The organism is Pseudomonas sp. SIMBA_068 (assembly GCF_046534705.1).
Taxonomy (GTDB): Bacteria; Pseudomonadota; Gammaproteobacteria; order Pseudomonadales; family Pseudomonadaceae; genus Aquipseudomonas; species Aquipseudomonas putida.
In genome coordinates this window covers 1-12,434 of the sequence record NZ_JAWRYI010000016.1, presented here as the reverse complement: position 1 = coordinate 12,434, position 12,434 = coordinate 1, and the positions used below count along the sequence as shown (strand labels likewise).

The following is a 12,434-nucleotide window of genomic DNA, read 5'->3' as shown; positions in this document are numbered from 1 at the left end:
TGCAGGTCCTTTTTACTGGAGCACGGCCAACTGGTAGGCCGTGTACTTGCGAATATTGATCACACCGGTGTCGAAGATCAGGTACTGGCCCTTGATGCCCAGCAGCGTGCCTTCGGCCACCGGGTCCTTGTCGAGGTTGAAGCTGACGATCTTTTTCGGGTAGGCCTCGACCGGGTACTTCATCTGCACCACTTCGGCGTCGGCCAGCGGCTGGATCGCCTGCAGGCCAAAGCGCCCGTGCAACTCACGCAGGCCATCGGCGCAGGCGTCGAAGATCTGATCGCGGATAGCCGGCAAGTCGAGCACCTCGGCATCGCCTTTGAGCAGCGCGCGCCAGTTGGTGCGGTCCGGCACCTGGCTGCGCAGCACGTCTTCGACCAGGCCTGACTGCTGACGGGTAGCCACACGCATGATCGGCAGGGCCTGGCTGGCGCCCTGGTCGAGCCAGCGGGTGGGCAGCTGAGTGGCGCGGGTGATGCCGACCTTTATCCCTGACGAATTGGCCAGGTAGACCACGTGGTCGGTCATGCAGAACTGTTCGCCCCACGACGGCTCGCGACAGGTGCCAGCGTCGTAGTGGCATTTTTCCGGGGCCATGATGCACACATCGCACTGGGCCAGCTTGGTCATGCACGGGTAGCAGTACCCCTGGCTGAAGCTGGTCTTGGTGCGTTTGCCGCAGTGGTTGCAGTGAATGGCGCCGAGGTATTCCAGGCGCAGGCGCTGGCCGATCAGCGGGTTGACCGGCACCTGCGTGTCATCCAGGCGGAAGCTGTATTGCACCACGGGTGCCTGCAGGCTTACCGCCATTTTGCTCAACGAGCCACGAGCGAGTTCGATCAATGTACCGAGTCCGATTTGAACAGAATGTTGGCGATCGGCGCAGACTTCGATGCGCATTCCTGCGGGCCCATGTAGCCGGTGCGCTGGTCTTCGGGCAGGTTCTGGATCTCCCAGGCGATCACGGCTTGCAGCGAAAGCTCTTTTTGCTCGGCGGTGAGCTTGCGGCCATCGGACCATTTGCCGATTTCCACGGCCAGTTTCAGGCTCTCGTAGATTTCCGGTGTGATGTTTTCAATCATTTGCGCGAAAGTGGACATAGTGTCTCCTGATTCAAGCCGACAGTTTACGCCGGGCCAGCGCCCCACCCAAGAGCCCGGTCAGGCATCCGATGAGCAACCCGCCAACATGGGCGGCGTTGGCGATCTGGCCGAGGCCCAGCGTGCCAACCACACCGGTCAGGCATACCACCAGCCAGATCAGCATCATCACCAGCACGCCCTTGGGCAGGTTGAAGTAACGATTGGGCGCCAGCCACTGATACAGCCAGATATGCCCGAGCAAGCCGTACAGCACGCCAGACAGCCCGCCGAACAGGCTCGGCCCGCTGGTGTAGTGCTGGGCCAGGTTGGACACCAGGCTGAACAGCAGGGTCAGGCCCAGCAGCATCCAGGGGCCCTGGCGCAGTTCGATTCGCTTGCCCAGCTCCCAGTACCACAGGCTGTTCATGGCCAGGTGCAGCACACCGAAGTGCAGCAGCATGGGCGATACCAGGCGCCACCACTGGCCTTCGTCCAGAACTTGCGCCAGCGAGCTGAAGTACAGGTAGTCGCCCTGGACGCGGAAGTCGAGGAAGGTGAACCAGCTGATGGTGGTGAAGTTGTCGCCCAGGCTGGTGAGGCCGGCGACGATGAAACACAACAGCAGGGTGAGGGTGGTGACCTTGCAGGCTTTGGCCTGTTCTACCAGGGAGGGCTGTGTGGGGCTATTCGCGGGCATGCTCGCTTGCACCGGTTCCTCTGCCACCTGGATGTCGGCATTGCCGTCGGGGTAGCGTTGGTAGAGTTGCAGCACGTCTTCGACCAGGGTGTCAGGCGCCCAGAGCACCTGGGCATCGCCGTCCTCGCTCACCCGGTGCGGCACCTGCAGGCGCTGCAGCAGGTGGATGAAGCCGCTGAGGTCGACCGACAGCGGCAGGCGCATCACTTCGATAATATTCATTGGTTGGCCTGTGGGCGGTCGACGTCGACCCAGACGAACTTGTGCGGGTCGATGCGGGTTTCATCATCCAGCCGATAGGCGGCCAGCTTGCCGTAGAGCACGGCGCTGTAGTCCAGGCAGGCCAGGTTGGCGCGGATCGGCGCCGGCCGGCCGCTGCGCCAGTAGTGGCCAACGAACAGCAACGGCTCTTCTTCGGCATAACGCAGCAAGGCGTTCTTCTGGCTGTGGCTGAGCGGGGTACTGGCCACCTCTTCGGGCAGGGCATCGGGCTGGAACACGATGTCGCCGTAGGTTTGCGGGTCTTCTTCCCAGAACTTGGTGCGGAAGAAGGCACGGGTCAGGCCGTCGCCGCCGGTCAGGGTCAGGCCGTCCGGCAGGCGCATGTCGGTGCCGCGCAGCAGGCGGTTGCACACCGTGTCGGCGAAACTGCCACTCACCGCCGAGGCCTGGATGAAGTGCTCATCAATGCGCCCGTCAGGGTATTGCTGGCGCAGCGGCTCGATCAACCGCGGGTCCCAGCAGGCGTGCACCAGGCGGAAGCGCCCGGCGTCGATGAACAGCGGCAGCTGGTAGAACCAGTTGACGAAGTCGTGCCAGTCGCCGGGGTGGTGGGCGAACTGGGTGAGGGTTTCGTCGATCAGCCGGGCGTGGCGTGGCGTGTGCTCGCGCACATAGGCCTTGCCGCTGCCGGGCAGCGCCGGGGTGACCCAGCCCAGGGCGTTGTATTCGTGGTTGCCCATGATGCAGAACGCCTGGCCGGCCTCGACCATGTCATGGACGATGTGCAGCGCCTCGCGAATGCGTGGCCCGCGGTCGACGATATCGCCCAGGAACAGCGCCAGGCGCCTTGGGTGGCGCCACACGCCGGCCACACGCTTGTAACCGAGGGCGTCGAGCAGGCGTTCAAGGGTCAGTGCACAGCCGTGCACGTCACCAATGATGTCGAAACTTCGCGCCGGATCGAGCATCAGTCGTCCCTGCTCCCCAGACGGCTGCCCCAACCCAGTTTGGTGCGGCAGACCTCGTAGTAATTGTGGTCCAGCGGGTGGATAAGGCGCAGCTTCTGCGGTTTCTTGCTCACCGTGATGGTGTCGCCGGGGGCGCAGGTAAAGTGGTTCTGGCCGTCACAGGACACCTGCGGGTAGATCTGCAGGTCCTTGGACACCACGATCTTCAGCTCGCTGTTGCCGTCGACCACGATCGGCCGGCCCGACAGGGTGTGCGGGTACATTGGCACGATGACGATGGCGTCGAGCTTGGGGTGCATGATCGGGCCACCGGCCGACAGCGCGTAGGCGGTGGAACCGGTGGGGGTGGCGACGATCAGGCCGTCGGCCTTCTGGCTGCAGACGAACTGGCCGTCGATGTAGATCTCGAACTCGATCATGCGCGTGGACTTGCCCGGGTGCAGAACCACGTCGTTCAGCGCATCACCCTGGCCGATGGCTTCGTGGTGGCGACGCACCTCGGCCTGCAGCAGGAAGCGGTTTTCCACCAGGTAGTGGCCGTCGAGCACTTGCGCCACTTTCTCTTCCAGCTCGTCGGGGCGGATGTCGGTGAGGAAGCCCAAATTGCCACGGTTGATGCCCAGCACCGGAATGTTGTGCCGGGCCAGGGCGCGGGCGGCGCCCAGCAGGCTGCCGTCGCCGCCGACCACGATGACCAGGTCACAGACCTCGCCCAGCAGCTTGCGGGTGGAGGTTTGCAGGCCATGGCCGGGCAGTACTTCGGCAATGGTGTCTTCGAGAATCACATGCAAGTGGCGCTCGAGGAGGAATTTTTTCAGTCGGCGAATGGTGTCGAGCACCTGCGAGCTGCCAAGGCGACCGATGATACCGATATTGCGAAATTGCTCCATGGGGCTCCTGCGGGGCTCTGCGACGGGTGACGATGGACCGATTATGGGCGAAACCACCGGGCAGCGGCAAACCGGCTATGCTCGCTGGATGACTCCATTCGCCCTGCTCAACGACCTGCCCCGGCAGCTACGCCGCCCCGCCGTGCGCGACCTGGCCTGGGCCCTGCTGTCGCCGCCCCTGCTCAGCGCCCCGCCCTGCCCCCAGCGCCACCCGCTGACGGGCAGCCTCTGGGCGGAGCAGCCGCAGCGCCTCGAGGGCTGGTTGCGGGCGCTGGATGCCGACGATCGCCCGTTGCGCGATTGGCTGGCAAAGCTCGGCAGCCGGCGGCTGGGGCTTTACTACGAACGGCTGTGGCAATTTTCCCTGGGCCAGGCACCCGGCATCGAGCTGCTGGCGGCCAACCTGGCAATCCGTGACGGTGGGCACACCCTGGGCGAGCTGGACGTGGTGCTGCGCGACCGCGACGGTGTGCACCACCTTGAGCTGGCGATCAAGTTGTACCTGGGGCCGCAAGACGCCGGGCACGACCCGCATGCCTGGCTGGGGCCTGGGTGCCATGACCGGCTGGAGACCAAGCTTGCGCACCTGACCGGGCACCAGTTGCCCATGTCGAACGGCGCGCACAGCCGCGAGCTGTTGGCACGGTTGGGGGTTGAGCAGGTGCAGGCACACGTGTGGCTGGGTGGCTACCTGTTCTATCCGTGGCCTGGGCATGCCGAACCACCTGCGGGCGCCAACCCGCAGCACTTGCGCGGGCGCTGGGTGCGCCGGCGGGACTGGGTCATGGCAGAGGGTGAGCATTGGCAGCCATTGCAGCGGCATGCCTGGCTGGCACCTGCGCGGGTCGAGGCAGGCGACGGCTGGACGGTGGAGCAGTTTGCGGCCTGGTTGCACATGCTTGAGCGGCAGGCGCCGGCGCAGTTGCTGGTGAGGTTGGAGCCTGATGCCGAGGGTGCCTGGCAGGAGGTGGAGCGGGTGTTTCTGGTGGCTGACAGTTGGCCATTTTCAGCGCAGGCATGATGTTGCCTGACCCGGCCTCTTCGCAGCACAAGGCTGCTCCTACAGGGACCGTACAGGTCTTGAGAGCCGTGCTGCCCGTGTAGGAGCAGCCTTGTGCTGCGAAGAGGCCGGCACAGGCAACACAATTTTCACAGACCTAGCGCAAAGATTTGTTTCTGGTAACCACTACAGTGGTACCTGAGCGCCAGCAAGAGCGCCATTTTGACCTGATGACGAGGACCGATCATGGTTTCATCCACCCCCGCGACCCATTACGCGCGCCTGTCCATTGCCCTGCATTGGCTGATGCTGGTGCTGCTGGCCGCTGTCTATGCACTCATCGAATTGCGCGGCCTGTTCCCCAAGGACAGTGCCGAACGCAACCTGATGAAGGACCTGCACTTCATGCTCGGGCTCAGCGTGTTCGTGCTGGTCTGGCTGCGCCTGGCCATGCGCCTGAGCCGCCCTACCCCGCCCATCGTGCCCAAGCCGCCGGCCTGGCAGACCGGCCTTGCGCACCTGATGCACCTGGCGCTGTACCTGCTGATGATCGGCCTGCCGCTGGCCGGCTGGCTGATCCTCAGCGCCGCCGACAAACCGGTGCCGTTCTTCGGCCTGGAACTGCCGCACCTGATCGGTCCGGACCCGGACCAGGCCAAGTTCATCAAAGGCTGGCATGAACGCGTGGGCAGCTGGGGCTACTGGCTGATCGGCCTGCACGCGGTGGCCGGGCTGTACCACCACTATGTGCAGCGCGACAACACGCTGCTGCGCATGCTGCCCTACAAGTAACCTCGCCGGCCCTGCAGGCCACCGGTGTGTACCACGATCAGGCGGGTGCCGGGCGCGAACAGCCCGGCCTCGACCTGATCACGCAAGGCCAGCAGGGCCTTGCCGGTGTAGAGGGCTTCAAGCGGTACACCGCTGTGCAGCTCGCACTCTGCGACGAATCCCAGCAGCTCATCGTCGAATTTGCCGAAACCGCCACGGCAAGCGTCGTGTAGCTGGTAGCCGTGCGCACCGGCCAATGCTGTCACCGCGTCCGGCACACCATGATCCCTGGGCACAGCCAGCGCGCCATGGACGGCATGTGCACCCGCCTCGGCCAGTACCAGGCCGGCCAAGGTAGTACCTGTTCCGGCAGCCAGCCACCAGGCATCGTAGCCCGACCAGCCCAGTGCCGTGATCTGCGCGCGTGCCTGTTCCATGATCAGGCCACAGCCCTGTGCACCGGCCGGCCCGCCGCCGCCTTCCGGAATGCAATGCCAGCCTGGGTAGCGTGCCTGCCAGGGCCCCCAGAATCCGGGTTCGTTGCGCGCGCGGTAGCCGCCGTAGCCCAGCCAGTGCAGCTCCATGCCCAGCGCCTGAAGGTCACGCACCGTAGGTGTTTCCTGAGCGTGACCCCGCAGCAGGCCGGCGGTGGCGAAGCCGAAGCGCTTGCCGGCGGCGGCCAGGGCGTGCAGGTGGTTGGAGTGGTTGCCGCCGAGGCTGATCAGGCCCGGGGCTTTGCTGACGCTGGCTTGCTGCAGGTGATGGCGAAGCTTGAACCACTTGTTGCCGCTGATCAGTGGGTCGATCAGGTCCAGCCGCAGGATGGCGGCCTCGACATTGGCAATTGCCAGCCAAGGCAGGCTCAGGGGTTGCAGGGGCGCTTGAGGGAAGTCGAAAAGCATCGTGCGAGTTTACCAGCGAAATCCTGGGGCCGCTGTGCGGCCCCAGCAACCTCAGAGCTCAGCCGCCAACCTTGAACCTTGGTTGATCGCCCGTTTGGCATCCAGCTCGGCCGCCACATCGGCCCCGCCAATCAGGTGCACCGACTGCCCCGCCGCCACCAGGCCGTCCTGCAACTCACGCAGCGGGTCCTGCCCGGCGCAGATCACCACGTTGTCCACCGGCAGCACCTGCGGCTCGCCGTCCGCCACGCGGATGTGCAAACCGGCATCGTCGATACCCAGGTACTCGACGCTGTTCAGCATCTGCACCCGCTTGTTCTTCAACCCGGTGCGGTGAATCCAGCCGGTCGTCTTGCCCAGGCCATCACCCACCTTGGACTTCTTGCGCTGCAACAGGTAGACCTGGCGCGCCGGGGCATGCGGCTCGGCCTTGACCCCGGCCACACCACCACGCGCCTCAAGCTGGGTATCGATGCCCCACTCCTTCCAGAACGCCTCACGGTCCTGGCTGGTGGCCACGCCCTCGTGCACCAGGTACTCGGACACATCGAAACCGATGCCACCCGCACCAATCACCGCAACCGCCTTGCCCACCGGCTTGCGCTCAAGCAGCACGTCCAGGTAGCTGAGCACCTTGGCATGCTCGACACCTGGGATGTCCGGGGTACGCGGTGCGATGCCAGTGGCCAGGATGATTTCGTCGTAGCCGCCGCTCACCAACGCCTGTACGTCGACACGGGTATTCAGGCGCAGGTCCACGCCCGTGTTTTTCACCTTGTTGCGGAAATAGCGCAGGGTTTCGAAGAACTCCTCCTTGCCAGGCACTCGCTTGGCCACGTTGAACTGGCCGCCGATTTCGCTGGCGGCGTCAAACAGCGTCACCGCATGGCCACGCTCGGCTGCCACGGTGGCCGCAGCCAAACCGGCGGGGCCGGCGCCAACCACGGCAATGCGCTTCACTGCCCGTACTGGCAGGTAGTTGAGCTCGGTTTCGTGGCAGGCACGCGGGTTGACCAGGCAGCTGGTCAGCTTGCCGCCAAAAGTATGGTCCAGGCAGGCCTGGTTGCATCCGATGCAGGTATTGATCTCGTCGGCGCGGCCAGCCGCTGCCTTGTTGACGAAGTCCGGGTCGGCCAGGAACGGCCGGGCCATCGAGACCATGTCGGCATCGCCTTCGGCCAATACGGCTTCGGCCACTTCCGGCGTATTGATACGGTTGGTGGTGATCAACGGAATGCTCACCACACCACGCAGCTTGGCGGTTACTTTGGTAAATGCCGCACGCGGGACCTTGGTGGCAATGGTCGGGATACGCGCTTCGTGCCAGCCGATGCCGGTGTTGATCAAGGTCGCGCCGGCCTGCTCGATGGCCTTGGCCAGCAGCTCGATCTCGTCCCAGGTGCTGCCACCCTCGACCAGGTCGAGCATCGACAGGCGGAAGATGATGATGAAATTCGGCCCTACCGCGCCGCGCACCCGGCTGACGATTTCCACCGCCAGGCGCATGCGGTTTTCGTAGCTGCCGCCCCAGCGGTCGGTGCGGTGGTTGGTATGGGCAGCCAGGAACTGATTGATGAAGTAGCCTTCCGAACCCATGATCTCGACGCCGTCGTAGCCGGCGCGCAGGGCCAGTGCCGCGCAATTGACGAAGTCGGCGATCTGTTTCTCGATGCCCTCCTCGTCCAGCTCTTTGGGCTTGAACGGGTTGATCGGCGCCTGGATTGCGCTAGGTGCCACCTGCCGTGGGCTGTAGGCGTAGCGCCCGGCATGCAGGATCTGCAGGCACACCTTGCCACCGGCGGCGTGCACGGCTTCGGTGACGATGCGGTGCTTGTCGGCTTCTTCCTCGGTGCTGAGCTTGGCCGCGCCGGAATACACCCCGCCTTCATCGTTGGGCGCAATGCCGCCCGTGACCATCAGGCCGACGCCGCCCCGGGCGCGTTCGGCAAAGTACGCGGCCATGCGCTCGAAGCCGCCGGGGCGCTCTTCGAGGCCGGTGTGCATCGAGCCCATCAAGGTGCGGTTGCGCAGAGTGGTGAAGCCCAGGTCCAGCGGAGCGAGCAGGTGCGGGTAGCGGTCGGCGGCCATGGAAGGTCCCCTGGTGGCGTGATCACGGTATGCGGGCACCTCACTGGTCGGCGGGGCCCGTCGTTTGTCTGTCAGCGACATTAAACAGCCGTTTGAATTGGCTCAATGATCGAAACTGACAAGTTATTGATCCTGACGAACAGCAGGACTACGCTAGGGAACCCTCGTTTCTTAAGGCGTCGTCCTGTTTCATGCGAAAACTCTTGGCAAGCGCCCTGGCGCTGGTGATGATCGCTTCCCTCTGCGGCTACGGTTTCTGGACCCAACAGCGCCCGGAAGGCCACTACCTTTCCGACCTGCGCATCGAGCTGGCACTCAACCATGGCGTACCGGGCGAGCACGGCAACCTGCTGGGCGTCGAGCCGCTGCTGTACCCAGGCGACTACCAGAACCTGCAACGCCTTCACCGCAAGCTGGCAGCCTATCTGGAGCAGGCCCGCGCCCAGGGCCTGGTGAGCCCGCGCACGGTGGTGGTGCTGCCGGAGCACATCGGTACCTGGCTATGGGCTCGCGGGGAAAAGAACGAGCTGTATCAGGTCACGCAAAGCCGCGAGGCCTTGCAATGGCTGGAGCTGAGCAACCCGCTGCGTTACGGCCTGGCCATGCTGGGTGCCGACGGCGACGATTGGCGCGCGGATGCACACCTGCGCATGAAGGCCGAGCAGATGGCCGCGGACTACCAACAGCTGTTCGGCGGGCTGGCCAAAGAGTTTGGCGTCACCCTGGTGGCTGGCTCCATCGTGCTGCCTGCGCCATACGTGAAACAGGGCGTGCTGCACGCCGGCAGTGGCCCGCTGTTCAATAGCAGCCTGGTGTTTGCCGGTGATGGCTCACTGCTGGGCCAGCCACAGCGCCAGCAATTCCCCGACAGTGAAATGCGCCGCTATGTCCACGATGGCCGCCAACAACCCCTGCAAGTGGTGCAAACCCCTGCCGGGCGCCTGGGTGTACTGGTGGGCAGTGACAGCTGGTACCCGGAAAACCATCAGCAACTGGCACAACAAGCGGTACAACTGATCGCCAACCCGGTATTCCTCAGCGGCAAGGGCAGTTGGGAAGCGCCATGGCGTGGCAATCGCCACCAGGAGGCCAGCGCCGGGCTGCCCCTGCAACGTGGCGAGGTCAGCGAACAGAGCGCCTGGCAACGCCTGACCGAGGCCGCAGGGGCCAGCGTCAGCAGCATGAGCGTGTTCATGCGCGGGCAGTTCTGGGAACAGGCCAGCGACGGCCAGGGCTTTGCCCGCCAGTCGGGTGAGTTGCTGGCGGGTACCCCCAGCCATGGCGCTCGCCTGCTGAACTTGTGGCTATAGGCCCATGGCCCGCCCCCGTGTACGCCTGGGCGACCTTTCGGTAGGCTTTGTCCAGCCGCTGACCGATGCCCTGCGCGAACTGGGTCACGAGCCTGAGCCTCTGCTGCGCCGCTATGGCCTGGATGCACCCCGCCTCGCAGAGGCCGGCGCGCGCTTGTCGATCCCCCGTTACATGCACCTGGGCCACGCCGCCATCGAGCTGTGCGGTGACGCCGCGCTGGGCCTGCACATGGGGCGCCTGAGCCGACTGGCGCATGCCGGTCTCGCCGGGGTCACCGCCGCCCAGGCGCCGACCTTGGGCGATGCGGCGCGCACCCTGCTGCGCTTCGAGCCACTGTATGCGGCCAACTACCGTGGCCATTCCAGCTTCGAGGAAGATGCCCAGGGCGCCTGGTTGCGCTTCTACTCCATCAGCCCCTACAACGCCTACAACCGCTTCGTGGTGGATTCACTGCTTGCCGGCTGGCTGGCGCAGCTGGCCGATCTGGCTGGCACAACGGTGCAGGCCGAGCGCCTGGACATCGAATTTTCCGCGCCTCCCTATGCGGCGCGCTATCAGCCGCTGTGCAGCGCACCCGTACAGTTCGCGGCCGAGGGCAACCAGCTGCGTCTGAGCCGCGCCACACTGCAGCTGGCCAACCCCAGGCACTGCCCAAGCACCTGGCAGCACCTGCTGCAGCTGTGTGAGGCGCAAATGCAACAGCTTACGCGGGTGCGCAGCCTGGGTGAGCGCATTACTCATCTGCTGGGCCCGCTGCTCAATGGCGGCCGTGAACCGGACCTGGAAGAAGTGGCGCTGCACTTGCAGTTGCCCACCTGGACCCTGCGCCGCAAGCTGGCCGAGGAAGGCACGCGCTTTCGCGACTTGCTCAATGAAACGCGGCGCGACCTGGCCGAGACCTATATCCGTGACACGGAGCTGGCCTTTGGCGAGATTGCCTATCTGTTGGGGTTTGCTTCGGCCGAGGCCTTCCAGCGCGCGTTCAAGCGCTGGACGGGCCTTACGCCGGGGGAGTTCCGCCGCAGCCAGCGGCGGGCGGGCTAAAGCTCGGTAGCGTCTTCAGCCGGTTCCGGGGTGTCCAGTTCGTAAGCCTGGGTTTCGAGTAGTTCTTCCTGGTATTCATCCATCGCCCTGCGTCCTCTTTGCTCGTTATGTCTTCGTAGGTATCACCTTCAGCCTAGGCAGGTGGGATGAAGAGATGATGACAAGCTTATGAGTGATAAACGTAGCAGGTGTTCAGGAAGTTATCGCGGGGTGTCTGTAACAGGGAATGTTGAAAGCCTGTACCGGCCTCTTCGCGGGCTTGCCCGCTCCCACAGGTCCTTCACAAGCTCTGAAACTTGCGCATTACCTGTGGGAGCGGGCAAGCCCGCGAAAGGGCCGGTACGGGCGCCCCGTCAAAGGGAAGGCGACGCGGCCTCGGCAGGCTGGGCTTCCTGCTGCACCTGAATCGGCGCTGCTTCGGCCGGCGGCGCGACCGGCTGCGAGCCCTGGCTGTCATTCACCACCGGTGCCGCTGCTGCTTCACTGGCCGGGGCAACGGCCGCAGCCGCTGGTGCAACTTGCGCCACAGGTACGGCTTCCGGAGCCGGGGCAGGTGCCACCGGGTTCGCAGCTGCCTGCTCCGGCAGCCCCAGTTCCACCGCGGGTTTCTGTACCTTGGGCGCCTCGACCTTGGCCTCTTCGACCTTCTTCGGCTTCGGTTTGGGCAGGTAGCTCTCTACCAGGGCGAAATACCGGTCATAGAACTGCGCCGCCGTCACCGTTTCGCTGGCCACCTTGACCATCGAGTCGTCGCTGGAGCCGATCGGCATCGATACCGAACCCAGCACGCCCACGCCCAGGCTGGCGGAGGTGTTGGACTTTTTCAGGGCGTAACGGTCCTGCAGGGCGTTGGCGAACATGGTCGAACGCTGCTCGTCGCTCACATCCGGCGCGCAGGTCACGTTGAAGCTGATCTGCAGGTGGTTCTCGCTGTTCTGCTGGAAGCTCTTGTTGCCCACCACCTGGTTGGTGCCGCTGTTGGTGATGATGTAGCCCTGGCTGAGCAAGGCACGCCGGGCGGCCTCGCAGGAGCCGGCATCGCTCACCGGAAAACTGCGCGAGAAGGTACCCGAGTCATCGAAGTTCTCGTGCTCGTACACGGCGGTTTTTTTCGAGGAACAACCGGCCACCCCCGCCAGCACCAGGGCCAGCCCGAGCGCACCAAAGACGGAAGATCTGGTCATTGCGAATTCCGGGTAAGTCGAGAAGGTGCCTATTGTGCAACACAGCAGGCAGGCACAGGAACCACTGGTCGGTGAAGAGTCTGTCAGGTTGGTGTAAATCTGGGTAAAGCCGGGGGTTTCCAGCCGTAGAAACAAAAAAAGCGACCCGAAGGTCGCTTTTTTCGTGCTTCAAGGCGTTCAAGGGGCCTTGAGGCCAAGATGGCGCAGCGGACGGGACTCGAACCCGCGACCCCCGGCGTGACAGGCCGGTATTCTAACCGACTGAACTACCGCTG

General features: G+C 64.6%; 12 protein-coding genes. 4 read left to right on the top strand and 8 right to left on the bottom strand.

The annotated features are described in order from the left end of the window. Positions 1 to 12: 12 nt before the first annotated feature. The 5 genes from SB756_RS26535 to SB756_RS26515 are packed head-to-tail and all read right to left on the bottom strand — an operon-like array spanning position 13 to position 3,859. Positions 13 to 843, bottom strand: a complete 831-nt coding sequence (locus SB756_RS26535; protein ID WP_341797983.1) for a DUF2797 domain-containing protein — start codon at positions 841 to 843, stop codon at positions 13 to 15. Next, the gene (locus SB756_RS26530; protein WP_016500845.1) at positions 840 to 1,100 is read right to left on the bottom strand and encodes a YeaC family protein; all 261 of its coding nucleotides are present in this window, start codon (positions 1,098 to 1,100) and stop codon (positions 840 to 842) included. Before SB756_RS26530 ends, SB756_RS26535 begins: the two co-directional genes overlap by 4 nt. 13 nt (positions 1,101 to 1,113) lie before the next feature. Further along, positions 1,114 to 2,001, bottom strand: a complete 888-nt coding sequence (locus SB756_RS26525; protein WP_410912536.1) for a rhomboid family intramembrane serine protease — start codon at positions 1,999 to 2,001, stop codon at positions 1,114 to 1,116. After that, complete coding sequence (locus SB756_RS26520; protein ID WP_410912534.1) at positions 1,998 to 2,969, bottom strand: metallophosphoesterase; 972 nt, start codon at positions 2,967 to 2,969, stop codon at positions 1,998 to 2,000. The genes SB756_RS26525 and SB756_RS26520 overlap by 4 nt, the downstream gene beginning before the upstream one ends. Next, complete coding sequence (locus tag SB756_RS26515) at positions 2,969 to 3,859, bottom strand: NAD(+) kinase (protein WP_341797981.1); 891 nt, start codon at positions 3,857 to 3,859, stop codon at positions 2,969 to 2,971. The genes SB756_RS26520 and SB756_RS26515 overlap by 1 nt, the downstream gene beginning before the upstream one ends. A 43-nt stretch (positions 3,860 to 3,902) precedes the next feature. Between SB756_RS26515 and SB756_RS26510 the strand changes: the two genes are divergently transcribed. Both SB756_RS26510 and SB756_RS26505 read left to right on the top strand, forming a co-directional pair. Next, positions 3,903 to 4,880, top strand: a complete 978-nt coding sequence (locus SB756_RS26510) for a DUF1853 family protein (protein WP_410912532.1) — start codon at positions 3,903 to 3,905, stop codon at positions 4,878 to 4,880. 225 nt (positions 4,881 to 5,105) lie between these two features. After that, a complete protein-coding gene (locus SB756_RS26505) occupies positions 5,106 to 5,651 on the top strand; it encodes a cytochrome b (RefSeq protein WP_341797979.1) in 546 nt (181 codons plus the stop codon). Here SB756_RS26505 and SB756_RS26500 read toward each other — a convergent pair. Both SB756_RS26500 and SB756_RS26495 read right to left on the bottom strand, forming a co-directional pair. Continuing rightward, a complete protein-coding gene (locus tag SB756_RS26500) occupies positions 5,642 to 6,532 on the bottom strand; it encodes a 1-aminocyclopropane-1-carboxylate deaminase/D-cysteine desulfhydrase (protein WP_341797978.1) in 891 nt (296 codons plus the stop codon). The genes SB756_RS26505 and SB756_RS26500 overlap by 10 nt on opposite strands. 51 nt (positions 6,533 to 6,583) lie before the next feature. Then, on the bottom strand, positions 6,584 to 8,620 hold the full coding sequence (locus SB756_RS26495) for an NADPH-dependent 2,4-dienoyl-CoA reductase (RefSeq protein WP_341797977.1): 2,037 nt from the start codon (positions 8,618 to 8,620) through the stop codon (positions 6,584 to 6,586). A 191-nt stretch (positions 8,621 to 8,811) separates the two neighbouring features. On the opposite strand from SB756_RS26495, the gene SB756_RS26490 reads away from it, so the two are divergent. Beyond that, positions 8,812 to 9,930 (top strand): nitrilase-related carbon-nitrogen hydrolase, encoded by a 1,119-nt coding sequence (locus SB756_RS26490; protein ID WP_341797976.1) that lies wholly within the window; start codon positions 8,812 to 8,814, stop codon positions 9,928 to 9,930. 4 nt (positions 9,931 to 9,934) lie between these two features. Beyond that, complete coding sequence (locus SB756_RS26485; protein ID WP_341797975.1) at positions 9,935 to 10,975, top strand: AraC family transcriptional regulator; 1,041 nt, start codon at positions 9,935 to 9,937, stop codon at positions 10,973 to 10,975. Positions 10,976 to 11,328: 353 nt separating this feature from the next. Here SB756_RS26485 and SB756_RS26480 read toward each other — a convergent pair whose 3' ends face one another. Then, complete coding sequence (locus SB756_RS26480) at positions 11,329 to 12,159, bottom strand: DUF2242 domain-containing protein (protein WP_341797974.1); 831 nt, start codon at positions 12,157 to 12,159, stop codon at positions 11,329 to 11,331. Between the last annotated feature and the right edge of the window lie 275 nt (positions 12,160 to 12,434).